The sequence below is a fragment of the Pseudomonas sp. BR20 genome (assembly GCF_050780135.1).
In the GTDB taxonomy this organism is placed as follows: domain Bacteria; phylum Pseudomonadota; class Gammaproteobacteria; order Pseudomonadales; family Pseudomonadaceae; genus Aquipseudomonas.
In genome coordinates this window covers 4230102-4246909 of record NZ_CP172012.1, presented here as the reverse complement: position 1 = coordinate 4246909, position 16808 = coordinate 4230102, and the positions used below count along the sequence as shown (strand labels likewise).

General features: G+C 61.9%; 12 protein-coding genes. 9 read left to right on the top strand and 3 right to left on the bottom strand.

Going from position 1 to position 16808, the window contains the following annotated elements; all coding sequences use genetic code 11:
* Positions 1-138 precede the first annotated feature (138 nt).
* Positions 139-951, bottom strand: coding sequence for an exodeoxyribonuclease III (gene xthA / locus ACHPFG_RS19325; protein ID WP_145337632.1), 813 nt, complete (start codon positions 949-951; stop codon positions 139-141).
* Positions 952-1119: 168 nt separating this feature from the next.
* Here xthA and ACHPFG_RS19320 point away from each other — a divergent pair, with 168 nt between their 5' ends.
* The 7 genes from ACHPFG_RS19320 (at position 1120) to ACHPFG_RS19290 (ending at position 12098) form a co-directional block, all read left to right on the top strand.
* On the top strand, positions 1120-1764 hold the full coding sequence (locus ACHPFG_RS19320) for a GNAT family N-acetyltransferase (RefSeq protein ID WP_053138360.1): 645 nt from the start codon (positions 1120-1122) through the stop codon (positions 1762-1764).
* A gap of 64 nt (positions 1765-1828) precedes the next feature.
* Positions 1829-3556 (top strand): autotransporter assembly complex protein TamA, encoded by a 1728-nt coding sequence (locus ACHPFG_RS19315; protein WP_431700164.1) that lies wholly within the window; start codon positions 1829-1831, stop codon positions 3554-3556.
* A complete protein-coding gene (locus tag ACHPFG_RS19310; protein WP_431700163.1) occupies positions 3556-7227 on the top strand; it encodes a translocation/assembly module TamB domain-containing protein in 3672 nt (1223 codons plus the stop codon). The genes ACHPFG_RS19315 and ACHPFG_RS19310 overlap by 1 nt, the downstream gene beginning before the upstream one ends.
* Positions 7228-7432: 205 nt before the next feature.
* The gene (locus ACHPFG_RS19305; protein ID WP_431700162.1) at positions 7433-7906 is read left to right on the top strand and encodes a MarR family winged helix-turn-helix transcriptional regulator; all 474 of its coding nucleotides are present in this window, start codon (positions 7433-7435) and stop codon (positions 7904-7906) included.
* Positions 7903-9354 (top strand): efflux transporter outer membrane subunit, encoded by a 1452-nt coding sequence (locus ACHPFG_RS19300; protein ID WP_431700161.1) that lies wholly within the window; start codon positions 7903-7905, stop codon positions 9352-9354. The genes ACHPFG_RS19305 and ACHPFG_RS19300 overlap by 4 nt, the downstream gene beginning before the upstream one ends.
* Before the next feature lie 15 nt (positions 9355-9369).
* Entirely contained in the window at positions 9370-10569 is a 1200-nt protein-coding gene (locus ACHPFG_RS19295) for an efflux RND transporter periplasmic adaptor subunit (protein ID WP_431700160.1), read from the top strand.
* The gene (locus ACHPFG_RS19290; protein WP_131698098.1) at positions 10569-12098 is read left to right on the top strand and encodes a DHA2 family efflux MFS transporter permease subunit; all 1530 of its coding nucleotides are present in this window, start codon (positions 10569-10571) and stop codon (positions 12096-12098) included. The genes ACHPFG_RS19295 and ACHPFG_RS19290 overlap by 1 nt, the downstream gene beginning before the upstream one ends.
* A gap of 94 nt (positions 12099-12192) precedes the next feature.
* Here ACHPFG_RS19290 and lpxH read toward each other — a convergent pair whose 3' ends face one another.
* Both lpxH and ACHPFG_RS19280 read right to left on the bottom strand, forming a co-directional pair.
* The gene (gene lpxH / locus ACHPFG_RS19285; protein ID WP_027606286.1) at positions 12193-12942 is read right to left on the bottom strand and encodes a UDP-2,3-diacylglucosamine diphosphatase; all 750 of its coding nucleotides are present in this window, start codon (positions 12940-12942) and stop codon (positions 12193-12195) included.
* On the bottom strand, positions 12939-13442 hold the full coding sequence (locus ACHPFG_RS19280; RefSeq protein ID WP_065927032.1) for a peptidylprolyl isomerase: 504 nt from the start codon (positions 13440-13442) through the stop codon (positions 12939-12941). The genes lpxH and ACHPFG_RS19280 overlap by 4 nt, the downstream gene beginning before the upstream one ends.
* Positions 13443-13691: 249 nt before the next feature.
* Here ACHPFG_RS19280 and ACHPFG_RS19275 point away from each other — a divergent pair, with 249 nt between their 5' ends.
* Together ACHPFG_RS19275 and cysS are read left to right on the top strand one after the other, a co-directional pair.
* Positions 13692-15392: a glutamine--tRNA ligase/YqeY domain fusion protein gene (locus ACHPFG_RS19275; RefSeq protein WP_131698096.1), complete on the top strand. Its 1701-nt coding sequence runs from the start codon at positions 13692-13694 to the stop codon at positions 15390-15392.
* Between the two features lie 20 nt (positions 15393-15412).
* Positions 15413-16801 carry a cysteine--tRNA ligase gene (cysS, locus tag ACHPFG_RS19270; RefSeq protein WP_431700159.1) on the top strand — a complete coding sequence of 463 codons (1389 nt, stop codon included), beginning with the start codon at positions 15413-15415 and terminating at the stop codon, positions 16799-16801.
* Positions 16802-16808: the final 7 nt, after the last annotated feature.

Below are 16808 nucleotides of genomic sequence, written 5' to 3'. Positions count from 1 at the left end.
CCAAAGGGAGTGCTGCGAGATTAAGTCAGTTGGGTTGCATAAATATGACTGGCATGCCCCAAATCAAAACTGTGGGAGGGGCGGTGCGACGATTCGAATTGCCCCCTCCCACATTTGACCCGAATACAGTCAGGGGGATCAGCTCAGTTCAAGCCAGATCGGTGCATGGTCCGACGGTTTCTCCAAACCCCGCAGGTCATAATCCACGCCCGCATCCTTGACCCGCGGCACTAGGCCGGTTGATGCCATGATCACGTCAATGCGCAGCCCACGCTTGGGCTCATCCTCGAACCCACGGCTGCGGTAGTCGAACCAGCTGAAACGGTCGGCCACCTCGGGGTTGAGGTGCCGGAAACTGTCTACCAGGCCCCAATTCTTCAGGCGCGCCATCCACTCGCGCTCTTCAGGCAGGAAGCTGCACTTGCCGGTTTTCAGCCAGCGCTTGGCGTTGTCGGCGCCGATGCCGATGTCGCAGTCTTCCGGGGAAATATTTACGTCGCCCATCACCACCAGGGCCTGGTCGTTGCTGAACTGGCTTTCCAGCAGGTGCTGCAAATCTGCGTAGAAGCGCTGCTTGGCCGGGAACTTGGTCGGATGGTCGCGGCTTTCACCTTGTGGGAAATAGCCGTTCATGATGGTGATCGGTTGGCCGTTTTCATCGGCGAAGGTGCCCCAGATAAAGCGGCGCTGGGCGTCTTCTTCATCGCTGGCAAAGCCCTTGTGCACGCTCAATGCTTCTTTGCGCGAGAGCAGCGCTACGCCGTAGTGGCCTTTTTGCCCGTGGTAGTACACGTGATAGCCCAGGGCCTGCACTTCGGCCAGGGGGAACTGGTCGTCGTGGACCTTGGTTTCCTGCAGGCCGATGACGTCGGGTTGGTGTTTTTCAATCAGTGCCGCCAGCTGATGAGGGCGGGCGCGCAGCCCGTTGATATTGAAGGAGACGATTTTCATGGTCGGCGGTCCAGTCTGGCAAAAGGGCGATGCTAGCGGACAAGTCGGACGGGGGCCAGCGTGGCGGTAGGACAGATGCACTGCTAATGTCTGGGAACGACTGGTGCTGCGTAGGTTCGTACCCATAAGAACGCCATCTATTGAGTGGCGCCCAGGGAGATTGACTGTATGACTGACACTGCCATTGGCGAAGTTCGCTTGCTTAACAGCGGCTATTCCCGCGAAGCCCGCTCTCTGCTGTACCAGGCCTATCGGCATGAGCCGACGTTTGCCTACATCTTTGAAGCTGAACGCGCAGGCTATGAACAACGGGTACGCGCCACGGTGCGCGAACTCGTCAAGCAGCACTTCTTCCAGAAACTCCCGGCGATTGGTCTGTTCGTCAACGACCGTCTGATCGGCATCGCGCTGATCGCGCCTCCGCAGCGGCGCCTGGGGATTACCGAAAGCTGGGCCTGGCAATTGCGCATGTGGTTGAGCACCGGCGTGCGCGGCACCCGGCGCTACTTGGACTACCACTATGCGGTAATGGCCTGCTTACCCAACGAGTCTGTGCATGTGTTGCCGCTGATGGGCATTCACCCGCAATTCCAGGGCAAGCACTACGGTGAACAGCTGCTGGAAGCGGTGCACAACTGGTGCGCGGAAGACCCGCACTCATCCGGTGTGGTGCTGGACACGGGGAATTCGCGCTATCTGGAGTTCTACAAGCGCCAGGGCTATGAAGAGATCGGCGAAGTGGCGGTAGGACCGATTCTGGAACACGTATTTTTCCACCCCAATCCGCAGGTGTTACATGCTGCAACGGCTTAGCGCAGAATTTTTCAGAATCGTCTGAGTTCTAAGTTTCTCCCCAGCTCGTGTAGCATCCGCGCCTATGAAGTTTCCAGGAAGATTTACCAGCGGCTTGGTTCTGCTGTTCACAAGCTGCGGCGCATTCGCGCAAAGCGAATTGGACGTGCGGATCAAGCCTTCAAACGACGCGTTGAAAGCCAACATCGAAGGCTATATCGGCGGCGTTGGCGAGCGTGATGAAGAGGCTTTGCTGCGGTTCAGCCGTGGTGCCGAAGAGCAGGCGCGCAAAGCCGCCCAGGCACTCGGTTTCTATCAGCCCCGGATCGAAAGCGATGTGAAGGGCGGCAAGAACCCGCGCCTGATCCTCACCATCGACCCCGGCGAACCGGTGCATTTGCGCAACGTGACCATTCGGGTCGACGGCCCTGCCGCGAACCTCAAGGCCTTTCGCGTGCCCGCCAGCGACGACCTCAAATCCGGCGCCGTGCTCAACCACGGCCACTACGAAGACGCCAAGCGTCTTATCCAGAACCAGTCCTCGCGCTACGGCTTTTTCAGCGGGCGCTTCACCAGTCAGAAACTCTCGGTAGACCCCCAGGCCGGCGTCGCCGATATCGAGCTCATCTATGACAGCGGCCCGCGCTACACCTTGGGCAAGGTCAGCTTTGCCGGCGATACGCCCTTTGACGAAGAGCTGCTGCAACGCATGGTGCCGTTTAAAAGTGGCGCCCCCTACGATTCCGAACTGATCGCCGAACTTAACCAGAACCTGCAAGCCAGCGGCTTTTTCGAAGGCGTGCGCGTCGACGCGGCACCCGCGGCTTCGGCCAATGATGTGATTCCGGTGGCCGTCAACCTGGAGACCCGCAAGCCTCGCACCATGGGCCTGGGCCTGGGGTTCTCCACCGACGTCGGCCCGCGCGGCAAGGCCAACTGGACGCGCCACTGGGTCAATCCCCAGGGCCACAGCTATGGCTGGGAAGCCGAGTTGTCGGCGCCACGGCAGAACGTTGGGCTGTGGTACGACATCCCGCTCGACCCGCCGCTCACCGATAAGCTGCGTTTCGCCGGCGGTTACCAGAATGAAGAAATCGCCAACACCGACACCTTGAGTAAATTGCTCACCCTCGGGCCCGAATGGCACAGCAAGTTGCCCAGTGGCTGGACCCGGGTGATCTCGCTCAAATACCAGCGCGAAGAATATCGCCTGGGCAATGACTCGGGCCTGAGTAACCTGGTGATGCCGGGGATCAGTTATTCCTACCTGCGCAGCGATAACCGCATCGACCCCCACCACGGCTACCGCCTGCAATTCGACAGCAAGGTGGCCAAGGAGGGGTTGGGGTCCGACACCAACCTGCTTTACGGCACGGCCATGGTCAAGGGCCTGACCACCCTGTGGGACAACCACCGTTTCCTGGCACGGGCGCAGGTCGGCGGCAGTGCGACAAACGGCTACAAGTCGGTGCCGCCGTCATTGCGCTTCTTCGCCGGTGGCGACCAGAGCGTGCGCGGTTACGAGTACCAGACCCTGTCACCCGAGAATGACCGGGGCGACCGTATCGGCGGCCGCTACATGGTGGCCCTGAGCGCCGAGTATCAATATTCCATCGCCGAAAAATGGCGGATCGCGACGTTTATCGACCAGGGCAACTCGTTCAACTCCCTGGACTTGCCCAGCCTGAAAACCGGCGTCGGCGTCGGCATTCGCTGGGTCTCGCCGGTCGGCCCGATCCGCTTGGACCTGGCCCATGCCCTGGAAGACCCGGGCGGCGTTCGATTGCACTTTTCCATGGGGCCTGAGCTGTGATGCGTGGTGTGAAAATAGCGGGGCTGGCCGTGTTGGCCATCCTTGCCGTGCTGTTGCTGGCCCTGTGGGCGGTCCTCGGTACCCAGGCGGGCAGTCGCTGGGCGCTGGGGCGTGTACCGGGGTTGAGCGTGGAGAATTTCCAGGGCCGTCTGGGCGGCCAGTGGAGCGCCGATCATCTGGTGTGGGCGCAAGACGGCAGTCGCGTCGAACTCAATGCGCCGACGTTTGACTGGTCACCGGCGTGCCTGCTGCGCATGACCCTGTGCATCAATCGGCTGGACGTGGAGCAAGTCCGCCTGGACGTTGCGCCGAGCACCGAAGAAAGCAGCGGGCCGATTCAATTGCCGGACCTGAAGCTGCCCGTTTCCATTCAGTTGGGCGACGTTCGTGTCGGCAGCCTGCTGTTTAACGGCAGCGAAGAACTCAAGGGCCTGCAACTGGCCGCGCACTGGACCGCCGCCGGCATGCAGATTGACGCGTTGCACCTGCAACGGGACGGCCTGGTGCTGGACCTGAACGGCCTGTTGCAACCCAGCGGCGACTGGCCGCTGACCGCCAGCGGCAACCTGAGCCTGCCCTACGCCCCCGGCGGCGCGCCGTGGACGGTGGCGCTCAAGGTCGAGGGCGACCTGCTCAAGACCCTCAGACTCGACGCCGACAGCAGCGGCTACCTGCCGGCCAAACTCAAGGGCGAGCTGCAACCCCTGGCGGACAACCTCCCGGCCCAGGTGCATATCACCGCCGATGGCTTCAAACCCAGCGCCGATCTGCCCGACACCCTGCAACTCAATCAACTGGACCTCACCGCCAAGGGTGACCTGGGCAGTGGCTACCAACTGCTGGGCAAGGCTGTGCTGCCGGCGGAAAAAGGCCCGGTGGACCTGCTGCTGCAAGGCAAGGTCGACGCCAAGGGCGCGCAGATCGCTGGCCTGGACCTGAATGCCGGCGACAAACAAAGCCTCAAGCTCACGGCGCAGTTGGATTGGCAACAAGGCTTCAGTGCCGAGGCCAAGATCGATTGGCTGGATTTTCCCTGGCATCGCCTCTATCCGCTGATCGACGAGCCACAGGTGGTAGTGCGCACCTTTAACGGTGAGATTTCCTACAAAGACGGCAACTACCTCGGCAACCTCAAGGCCGACCTCGACGGCCCGGCCGGCAAATTCGATGTGGTCACGCCGTTCAGTGGCGACCTCACGCAAGTCTTCCTGCCGGAGCTGAAACTGACCGCCGGCCAGGGCAAGGCCGAAGGGCATCTGAACCTGCAATTTGCCGATGGCATTGCCTGGGATACCGCGTTGGACCTGTCGGCGCTGAACCCGGCTTTCTGGGTGGCGGAATTGCCGGGCACGCTGGCTGGCCCCTTGCGCAGCCAAGGTGAATTCAAAAACGAACAGCTGAAACTCAACGCCGATCTCGACCTCAAGGGCCGCCTGCGCGGGCAAACCGCAGTGCTGGCGGCCAAGGCCGAAGGCGCGGGCGAGCAATGGACCCTGGCCAACTTGGATATGCGCCTGGGCGACAACCGCATCAACGGCAGCGGCAGCCTGCAGCAACGCCTGGCCGGGCAGATCGACATCAAGCTGGCGCGCCTGGCCCAGCTGTGGCCGCAGCTGCGTGGGCAGGTGAATGGCCGACTCGACGTGGCCGGCAGCCTCAAGGCGCCCCAAGGCAAACTCGACCTCAAGGGCCAGCAACTGGCGTTCGCCGATAATCGCCTGCAAAGCCTGAGCCTGGACGCGAACCTGGACAGTGCCCAGCGCGCGAAAATCGACCTCAAGGGCAGCGGCATTCAAAGCGGCGACACCCAGGTCGGCACGCTCACCGCCAGCGCCCAGGGCGACATCAGGAGCCAGAAGGTCCAACTCGACCTGGCCGGCCCCTTGGTCAAACTGGCCCTGGCCCTGGATGGCAACCTCGACAAAGGCAACTGGCGCGGCCGTCTGGCCAGTGGCGATGTGCAAGCGGGTGGCCAGGACTGGAGGCTGCAAGCGCCGGCAAAAATCGAGCGCATGGCCGACGGCAAGCTGACCTTCGCGGCCCACTGCTGGGTCTCCGGCGCCGCCAGCCTGTGCGGTGAAGACCAGCGCCTGATGCCCGAACCCAAGTTGCGCTACCACCTCAAGCAATTCCCCATCGACAGCCTAGCGGCGTTTCTGCCCAAGGACTTCGCCTGGCAGGGCAAGCTCAACGCCGACATCCAACTGGACTTGCCCGACAGCGGCCCCAACGGCGTGGTCTCGGTGGATGCCAGTGGCGGCACCCTGCGCGTGAAGGACAAGGACCAGTGGCTGGATTTCCCCTACGACACCCTCAAGCTGGAAACCACCCTCAACCCCAAGCGTATCGACACCCAGCTGAACTTCCGTGGCGGCAAGCTCGGCGAGTTGCTGTTGCAGGCGCAGATCAACCCGTTGCCGAAAAACAAGCCGATCAGCGGCAATTTCAGCCTGACCGGCCTCGATCTCGCCGTGGCGCGGCCGTTTGTGCCAATGGTCGAGAAACTCAACGGCAAGCTCAACGGCAGCGGCCGGATCTCCGGAGGATTGCTGGCGCCACAGGTCAACGGCAACCTCAACCTGGTGGGCGGCGAAGTCTCCGGGCCGGAGCTGCCCATCAGCCTTGAAGGCCTGAACGTGCAGGCGCTGATTGCCGGTGAACGCGTGCAGTTGAACGGCGCATGGCGCAGTGGCAAGGCCGGGCAGGGCAGCCTCAAGGGCCAGATCGACTGGGACCAGGCCCTGGCGGTGGACCTCAGCCTGCAAGGGTCGCAACTGCCGGTCACGGTGGAACCCTACGCCACGCTGGAAGTGGCGCCGGACCTGAAAATCAGCCTGAAGAACGACAAACTGGCGATTGCCGGCAAGGTGCGGATCCCACGCGGCGACATTACCGTGCGTGAGTTGCCGCCTTCCACCGTCAAGGTCTCGGATGACACCGTGATCGTCGGCAGCCAGACCGAAGAGGGCAAGCCGCCGATGGCCATGGCCATGGATATCGACGTGGCGGTGGGCGAAGACCAGCTCAACTTCTCGGGCTTTGGCCTGACCGCCAAGGTGCAGGGCCATGTGCACATCGGCGACAACATGGATACCCGTGGCGAGTTGTGGCTCAACGACGGTCGCTATCGTGCCTACGGGCAACGGCTCGATGTGCGCCGCGCACGCCTGCTGTTCGCCGGGCCGCTCGACCAGCCCTATCTGGATATTGAGGCGATCCGCAAGACCGATGATGTGGTGGCCGGCATCCGCCTGAGCGGCAGCGCCGAGCAGCCCACCACGCAAATCTTCTCGGAACCGGCCATGAGCCAGGAGCAGGCGCTGTCCTATCTGGTGCTGGGTCGCCCGCTGAGCACCACGGGTGAAGACAACAACATGCTCGCCCAGGCCGCCCTTGGCCTGGGCCTGATGGGCAGCGCCGGGGTCACCTCGGATCTTGCCAACAAGCTGGGCATCCAGGACTTCGACCTCGACACCCAGGGCAGCGGCACCACCACGGCGGTGGTGGCCAGCGGCAAGATCACCGAGAAACTCAGCCTGCGTTACGGCGTGGGGGTGTTCGAACCGGCCAGCACCATCGCCTTGCGCTACCTGCTGAGCAAGAAGGTGTACCTGGAAGTGGCGAGTGGTGTGGCCAGTTCTCTCGACATCTTCTACAAGCGCGATTTCTAGATCCTGTCGCGGTACAAAATGTGGGAGGGGGCTTGCCCCCGATAGCGGTCGTTCAGTCAACACATCAGTGACTGACCCAACGCTATCGGGGGCAAGCCCCCTCCCACATTAGCAAGCAAGCTAATTATTCCATTTGACTTTCGCTGCCTAGGCAGTAACATCTCGTCATACATTCACTGCCTAGGCAGTAATAAGGTGACTTCCGATGCCTCACTTCACCCCCGAAAACTTCCACAACTGCCACCTTGGCCTGTTGCTGGGCCGCGCGGCGATCCTAAAGGACCGCATCATCGACACCCACATGGAACCCCACGGCATCACTGCCGCGCAGTTCAAGGTGTTGATCATCATGGCCCAGTTCGGCGTCGACACCCCGGCGGAGCTGTGCCGCAACCTGTCCCTGGACAGCGGTTCGATGACCCGCATGCTCGACCGGCTGGAGCAGAAAAAATTGCTCAGCCGCCAGCGTTCCGAGCTGGACCGTCGCCAGGTGCAATTGGTGCTGACTGCCGACGGCCAGCGCCTGGCAGACATGCTGCCGCACATAGGCGCCCAAGCGTTGAACCAGCTGGCGGGCGTACTTGAGCCCGGTGAGTTGCAAACCCTGGAAAATATCCTCAAGAAAATTCTGATAGCTGCCGGTGATCCCATCACCCTGCAGCGGGTAGGTAAAGAATGAACACACGTGCCCTATGCCTGGTGCTTGTGGCCATGAGCATGGCCGGTTGCGCCAACTTCAGCGGCCTCGACACCCAGGGCAAGCGCCTCGACGCCAACACCTTGCAAACCGGCAAATCCCTGAGCGGCGTGACCCTGTCGAGTGCCGCCTGGCCCAGCGCCGACTGGTGGAAAAGCCTCGGCGACCCGCAGCTCGACGGCCTGATCCAGGAAGCCCTGCAAAACAGTCCCGACATGCAAGTCGCCAGCGCCCGTGCCCATCAGGCCGAAGCTGCCGCCTATGCCGCGAATGCCGCGCGCATGCCGACCCTGGATGCCAGCGCCGGCGTGAGCCGTTCACGCCTGGCCAGGGACCAGGACCCGCGCGGCGAGGGCGATGCCTATTCGACCGTGCGTAATATCGGTGCCAGCTTCAATTACAACTTCGACCTCTGGGGTGGCCAGCGCGCCGCCTGGGAAGCCGCGTTGGGCCAGGCCCGCGCCGCCGAAGTCGACCAGCAGGCCGCGCGCCTGACCCTCGCCGCCGACGTGGCCAAGGCCTACAGCGACCTGGGCCAGGCGCATATCGTGCGAGACCTGGCCAGCGATGACCTCAAGCGCACCCGGCAAATGCTCGACCTGAGCAAGCGTCGCTTAGCTGCGGGCATCGACAGCCAGTACCAGTACCAGCAGACCGAGAGCCTGGAAGCCAGCTCCCAGTCGCAACTGATCGACGCGGAAAAACAACTGCAGAGCGCCAAGATCGCCCTGGCGGTGTTGCTTGGCAAAGGTCCGGACCGTGGCAGCGAACTGGCCCGACCGAATGTGCTCAAGCCCGCCGCTGTCGCCGTGCCTTCGGTGTTGCCCGCCGAATTGCTGGGCCGCCGCCCGGACCTGATCGCCGCACGCTGGAGGGTCGAGGCCGCCAGTAAGGACGTCGCCGCCAGCAAGACGCGCTTCTACCCCAACCTCAACCTCAGCGCGAGCGCCGGGGCCGAGTCGTTGCTGGGCGATGCGATGTTCGGCTCGGCCAGCCGCTTCTTCAACATTGCGCCGACGATCTCGTTGCCGATCTTCGATGGCGGCCGCCTGCGCGCCGACCTCGATGCGCGCGATGCCGACTACGACCTGGCGGTAGCCCAGTACAACAAGACCTTGGTGCAGGCCTTGGGCGATATCGGCAACACACTTTCGCAACTGCGCGAAACCGGCCGGCAGATCCAGGCCCAGCAACACGCCACGGACATTGCCCAGCAGTCTTACGACACCGTGGTTCAGCGCTATGGATCAGGGGTCGGTAACTACCTGGACGTGCTCAGCATCGAGCAGCAATTGCTGCAGGCCCAGCGTCAGCTGGCGACCCTGAATGCCGGGCAAATCGATCTGTCGATTCAATTGATGCAGGCCCTGGGTGGCGGATACAGCGCCGACAACGTGGCGTCGACCACCCCAGCCACACGCACGGAATAATTTGAGGTATTTGTCATGGCCACTGCCGAAAACACTAACGCTAAAGAACAACCCAAAGACAACAACCCACGCAAACGCAAAATCATGCTGATCGGCCTGGCGCTGATCGTCATCCTCGGCGTGGTGGGCGTATGGGGCTGGTATGAGCTGTACGGTCGCTTCAACGAAAGCACCGATGACGCCTATGTGAACGGCAACGTGGTGGAAATCACCCCGCTGGTCACCGGCACCGTGGTCAGCATCGGCGCCGACGATGGCGACCTGGTCCACGAAGGCCAGGTGCTGATCAACTTCGACCCCAACGACGCCGCCGTCGGCCTGCAAAGTGCCCAGGCCAACCTGGCCCGCACCGTGCGCCAGGTGCGTGGCTTGTACAGCAATGTCGATGGCATGAAAGCCCAGGTCAACGCACAGAAAGCCGACGTGCAAACCGCCCAGGACAATTTCAACCGCCGTAAGACCCTGGCCCAGGGCGGCGCGATTTCCCAAGAAGAACTGTCCCACGCCCGTGACAGCCTGACCGCCGCCAAGAACGCCCTGACCAACCTTGAGCAACAACTCAAGACCAGCAACGCGCTGGTGGATGACACCGTGATCTCGTCCCACCCGGACGTGCAAGCGGCCGCTGCGCAACTGCGCCAGGCGTACCTGGCCAATGCCCGCAGCACCTTGATCGCACCGGTCACCGGCTATGTGGCCAAGCGCACCGTGCAACTGGGCCAGCGTGTGCAGCCGGGTACTGCGCTGATGGCGGTGATTCCGCTGAACCAGCTGTGGATCGACGCCAACTTCAAGGAAACCCAACTGCGCGATATGCGCATTGGCCAGCCGGTCGACATCGAGTCGGACATCTACGGCAGCGATGTGAAATACAGCGGCACCGTCGACAGCCTCGGCGCCGGTACCGGCAGCGCGTTTGCCCTGCTGCCGGCGCAGAACGCCACCGGTAACTGGATCAAGATCGTGCAACGGGTGCCGGTACGCATCCACATCAATGCCGAAGAACTGGCCAAGCACCCGCTGCGGGTCGGTTTGAGCACCGTCGTGAATGTGGACCTGCATGACCAGAGCGGCCCGGTGCTGGCGCAACAGGCGCCGCAGAAGGCTTCGTTCACCACCAACGTATATGACCGCCAATTGGCCGAGGCTGACGCCATGATCACCCAGTTGATCCATGACAACAGCATCGCCGCGCCCAAGGCTGTGCAACGCTGATGAGCAATAACGCCTCCTTCACGCCGCCCAGCCTGTTGATGGCCACTATTGGCCTGTCGCTGGCGACCTTTATGCAGGTGCTCGACACCACCATCGCCAACGTGGCGTTGCCGACCATTTCCGGCAACCTCGGCGTGAGTTCGGAGCAGGGCACCTGGGTCATCACCTCGTTTGCGGTGAGCAACGCCATCGCCTTGCCGCTCACCGGTTGGTTGAGCCGGCGTTTTGGCGAAGTGAAGCTGTTTTTGTGGGCCACCATTCTGTTTGTGCTGGCCTCGTTCCTCTGCGGTATTTCCACCTCGATGCCCGAGTTGATCGGCTTCCGGGTGCTGCAAGGCCTGGTGGCCGGGCCGTTGTACCCGATGACCCAGACCTTGCTGATCGCGGTCTACCCGCCGGCCAGGCGTGGCATGGCCCTGGCGCTGTTGGCGATGGTCACGGTGGTGGCGCCGATTGCGGGGCCGATCCTCGGTGGCTGGATCACTGACAGCTACAGCTGGCCGTGGATCTTCTTTATCAACGTCCCCATCGGTATCTTTGCGGTGATGGTGGTGCGTTCGCAGCTCAAGAAACGCCCGGTGGAGACCAGCTACCAACCGATGGATTACGTTGGGCTGCTCAGCCTGATCGTGGGCGTCGGCGCGTTGCAGATCATCCTCGACAAGGGCAACGACCTGGACTGGTTCGAATCCAACTTCATCATTGTGGGTGCGGCGATTTCGGTGATTGCCCTGGCGGTGTTCATCATCTGGGAAATGACCGACAAGCACCCGGTGGTCAACCTGCGGCTGTTTGCCTACCGTAACTTTCGCATCGGCACGATTGTGTTGATCCTGGGGTACGCGGGCTTCTTCGGCATTAACCTGATCCTGCCGCAATGGCTGCAAACCCAGATGGGCTATACCGCCACCTGGGCCGGCCTGGCGGTGGCGCCGATCGGCATCCTGCCGGTGCTGATGTCACCGTTTGTGGGCAAGTACGCGCACAAGTTCGACCTGCGCCTGCTGGCAGGCCTGGCGTTCCTGGCGATTGGCCTGAGCTGCTTTATGCGCGCGGGCTTCACCAATGAGGTGGACTTCACCCACATCGCCTTGGTGCAGTTGTTCATGGGGATTGGCGTGGCGCTGTTCTTCATGCCGACCTTGAGCATCCTGATGTCCGACCTGCCACCGCACCAGATTGCCGACGGCGCTGGTCTTGCGACCTTTCTGCGGACCCTGGGCGGCAGTTTTGCGGCCTCGTTGACCACCTGGATCTGGATTCGCCGGGCAGACCAGCACCATGCGTACATGAGCGAGAACATGACCACCTATGACTCCGCCACCCGCGACGCGCTGCAGGCGCTCGGTGGGGCAGGGCACAAGGCCTACGCGCAACTGGACCAGATCCTCACCAGCCAGGCGTACATGATGTCCACCGTGGATTACTTCACGTTGCTGGGGTGGATGTTCATGGGGTTGATGCTGCTGGTGTGGCTGGCGAAGCCGCCGTTTGGTGCCAAGGCAGGGCCGGAAGCGTCTGGCCACTGATTGGCAAAGACTGAAATGCAATCAATGGTGGGAGGGGGCAAGCCCTCTCCCACATTTTGATCTCTGTTCACATTGGATCAGTGGGATTCGAGGATCAGGCGCCAGGCAACGCCAGCTGCGGATTGACGAAGTCAAACGCCGCCAACTGAAACCCTTGCTCATCTGCCTGCAACGCCCAGCCCTGCTTGTCCCAATCCCCCAGCACAATGCGCTTGGCCGCCTGGTCACCAATCTGCAACTTGTGGATCGCCGGGCGGTGCGTATGGCCGTGGACCAGGGTGCGCACGCCGAACTGCTGCATCACCCGGGGCACTTCCTCGGGCGTGACATCGACAATGTCGTTGGCCTTCATGCGCGTTTGCGCGCGGCTTTCACTGCGCAGCTTGCGCGCCAGCCGATGGCGGGTGCGCAACGGCAAGTGACGCAGGATAAACAGCACAATCGGGTTACGCAGGATGCGCCGCAGCTTCATATAGCCAAGGTCGCGGGTGCAGAGGCTGTCGCCGTGCATCAACAGCACGGGTTCGCCTGCGAGCTGCACGACACTCGGATCCTTGAGCAAGGTGGCGCCTGCCGCTTTGCAGAACGCCTTGCCGAGCAGGAAGTCGCGGTTGCCATGCATGATGAAAATCGGGGTACCGCTGTCGCTCAGCTCGCGCAGAGCCTCGCAGATCGAACGCTGGAAGGGCGTCATCCCATCGTCGCCAATCCAGGCTTCAAAGAAGTCCCCCAGAATGTACAACGCCTGGGCGCCACGGGCGCGGTTGTGGAGCAGATCCAGAAACGCCCGGGTAATGTCCGGGCGTTCCTCTTCCAGATGCAAATCTGAAATCAGTAGTATCACTCAACGATCTCGGCTTTCTCGACGATCACGTCTTCGACCGGAACGTCCTGGTGACCGGCCTTGGAGGTGGTCGACACGCCTTTGATCTTGTCGACAACGTCCTGGCCTTCGGTGACTTTACCGAACACGGCGTAGCCCCAGCCCTGTACGTTCTTGCCGCTGTGGTTCAGGAAGGCGTTGTCGGCCACGTTGATGAAGAACTGCGCGGAGGCCGAATGCGGCTCCATGGTACGGGCCATAGCGACGGTGTACTTGTCGTTGGAAAGGCCGTTGTCCGCTTCGTTCTGGATGCTTGGGCGCTTGTCTTTCTTTTCTTTCATGCCCGGCTCGAAACCGCCGCCCTGGACCATGAAGTTACCGATGACACGGTGGAAAACCGTGTTTTCGTAGTGGCCGGCCTTAACGTACTCGATGAAGTTGGCGACGGTGATCGGCGCTTTCTCGGCGTTCAGCTCGATGACGATGTCACCGTGGTTGGTGGTCAGTTTGACTTGGGTCATGTTCACTACTCTTTTCAGGGAATTCGTGGGTTTGGACGCCTGGGGCGCCTTACCTGTCTGGCTAAACGGCGGCCAAGGCGCGCAGTTTAGCGTGCCCGGCAGGAATTTCGAGGTGGTTTTTTACCGCCCGGTTAATTAAAGCAGCAGTTTTTGGTCGTGACCTGTCAGTGTCTTGACAGCATCAGCTATGATATCGCCTTTGTTTTATCTGGCCCCAACCGGCCACGAACCTGTCTGTTCAAGGATCCTATGAGCAAGCCCACTGTCGACCCTACCTCGAATTCCAAGGCCGGACCTGCCGTCCCGGTCAATTTCCTGCGCCCGATCATCCAGGCGGACCTGGATTCGGGCAAGCACACGCAGATCGTCACCCGCTTCCCGCCAGAGCCCAACGGCTACCTGCACATCGGTCACGCCAAGTCGATCTGTGTGAACTTCGGCCTGGCCCAGGAGTTCGGTGGTGTCACGCACCTGCGTTTCGACGACACCAACCCGGCCAAGGAAGACCAGGAATACATCGACGCCATCGAAAGCGACATCAAGTGGCTGGGCTTCGAGTGGTCCGGTGAAGTGCGCTATGCCTCCAAGTACTTCGACCAGCTGTTCGACTGGGCCGTCGAGCTGATCAAGGCCGGCAAGGCCTACGTCGACGACCTCACTCCGGAGCAGGCCAAGGAATACCGTGGCACGCTGACCGAACCGGGCAAGAACAGCCCGTTCCGCGACCGTTCGGTAGAAGAGAACCTCGACTGGTTCGCCCGCATGCGCGCCGGTGAGTTCCCGGACGGCGCCCGCGTGCTGCGCGCCAAGATCGACATGGCCTCGCCGAACATGAACCTGCGCGACCCGATCATGTACCGCATCCGCCACGCCCACCACCACCAGACCGGCGACAAGTGGTGCATCTACCCGAACTACGACTTCACCCACGGCCAGTCGGACGCCATCGAAGGCATCACCCACTCCATCTGCACCCTGGAGTTCGAGAGCCATCGCCCGCTGTACGAGTGGTTCCTGGACAGCCTGCCGGTACCGGCGCACCCGCGTCAGTACGAATTCAGCCGCCTGAACCTCAACTACACCATCACCAGCAAGCGCAAGCTCAAGCAACTGGTGGATGAAAAGCACGTCAATGGCTGGGACGACCCACGCATGTCGACCCTGTCGGGCTTCCGCCGTCGCGGTTACACCCCGGCGTCGATCCGCAACTTCTGCGAGATGGTCGGCACCAACCGCTCCGACGGTGTGGTCGACTACGGCATGCTCGAGTTCAGCATCCGCCAGGACCTCGACGCGAACGCGCCGCGCGCCATGTGCGTGCTGCGTCCGTTGAAAGTTGTGATCACCAATTACCCGGAAGACAAGGTCGACCACCTCGAACTGCCGCGTCATCCGCAGAACGAAGCACTGGGCGTGCGCAAGCTACCGTTTTCGCGTGAAATCTACATCGACCGCGATGACTTCATGGAAGAGCCGCCAAAAGGCTACAAGCGCCTGGAGCCGAACGGCGAAGTGCGCCTGCGCGGCAGCTACGTGATCCGTGCCGACGAAGCGATCAAGGACGCCGATGGCAACATCGTCGAACTGCGTTGCTCCTACGACCCGGAAACCCTGGGCAAAAACCCTGAAGGCCGCAAGGTCAAGGGCGTGATCCACTGGGTGCCGGCCGCTGCCAGCATCGAGTGCGAAGTGCGCCTGTACGATCGCCTGTTCCGTTCGCCGAACCCTGAGAAGGCCGAAGACAGCGCCAGTTTCCTCGACAACATCAACCCTGACTCCCTGCAAGTTCTCACCGGTTGTCGTGCCGAACCCTCTTTGGGCGACGCACAGCCGGAAGACCGTTTCCAGTTCGAGCGCGAAGGCTACTTCTGCGCGGATATCAAGGACTCGAAACCTGGTCAGCCGGTATTCAACCGTACCGTGACCTTGCGTGATTCGTGGGGCCAGTGATTCTGTTTTAAGGAACTGTCGTGCTAACGATCTACAACACACTCAGCAAGACCAAAGAAGTCTTCAAGCCGCTGGATGGCAACAAGGTGCGCATGTACGTGTGCGGCATGACCGTGTACGACTACTGCCACATCGGCCACGGCCGCAGCATGGTTGCCTTCGACCTGGTGACCCGCTGGTTACGTTTCAGCGGCTATGACTTGACCTATGTGCGCAACATCACCGACATCGACGACAAGATCATCAACCGCGCCAATGAAAACGGCGAGTCGTTCGACGCGCTGACCGAGCGCATGATCGCCGCCATGCACGAGGACGAGGCGCGCCTCAACATCCTCAAGCCGGACATGGAGCCGCGTGCCACGGACCACATCCCTGGCATGCACGCGATGATCCAGACCCTGATCGACAAGGGTTATGCCTACGCCCCAGGCAACGGCGACGTGTACTACCGCGTCGCCAAGTTCATGGGCTACGGCAAGCTGTCGCGCAAGAAAATCGAAGACCTGCGCATTGGCGCGCGTATCGAAGTCGACGAAGCCAAGCAGGATCCGCTCGACTTCGTGCTGTGGAAAGGCACCAAGCCCGGCGAGCCGAGTTGGGAATCGCCCTGGGGCGCCGGGCGTCCGGGCTGGCACATCGAATGCTCGGTGATGTCCACCTGCTGCCTGGGTGAGACCTTCGACATTCATGGCGGCGGCAGCGACCTCGAGTTCCCGCACCACGAAAACGAGATCGCCCAGAGCGAAGCCGCCACCGGCAAGACCTACGCCAACGCCTGGATGCACTGCGGCATGATCCGCATCAATGGCGAGAAGATGTCCAAGTCCTTGAACAACTTCTTCACCATCCGCGACGTGCTGGAAAAGTACCACCCGGAAGTGGTGCGTTACCTGCTGGTGTCCAGCCACTACCGCAGCGCCATCAACTACTCGGAAGACAACCTCAAGGACGCCAAGGGCGCCCTGGAGCGGTTCTACCACGCGTTGAAAGGCTTGCCCGCCGTTGCACCGGCGGGCGGCGAAGCGTTCGTGGCACGGTTCACCGAAGTCATGAACGACGACTTCGGCACCCCCGAAGCCTGCGCCGTGCTGTTCGAGATGGTGCGCGAGATCAACCGCCTGCGCGAGAGCGATCTCGGCGCAGCGGCTGGCCTGGCGGCGCGCTTGAAAGAACTGGCGAGCGTGCTGGGTGTGTTGCAGATGGAAGCCGACGACTTCCTGCAGGCCGGCGCTGAAGGGCGTGTGGATGCGGCTGAGGTCGATGCGCTGATCCAGGCGCGTTTGGCGGCGCGTGCCAACAAGGACTGGGCGGAGTCCGACCGTATCCGTGACCAACTGACCGCGATGGGCGTGGTGTTGGAAGATGGGAAGGGCGGGACGACGTGGCGGTTGGCTGATCAGGCCTGATTGGCAA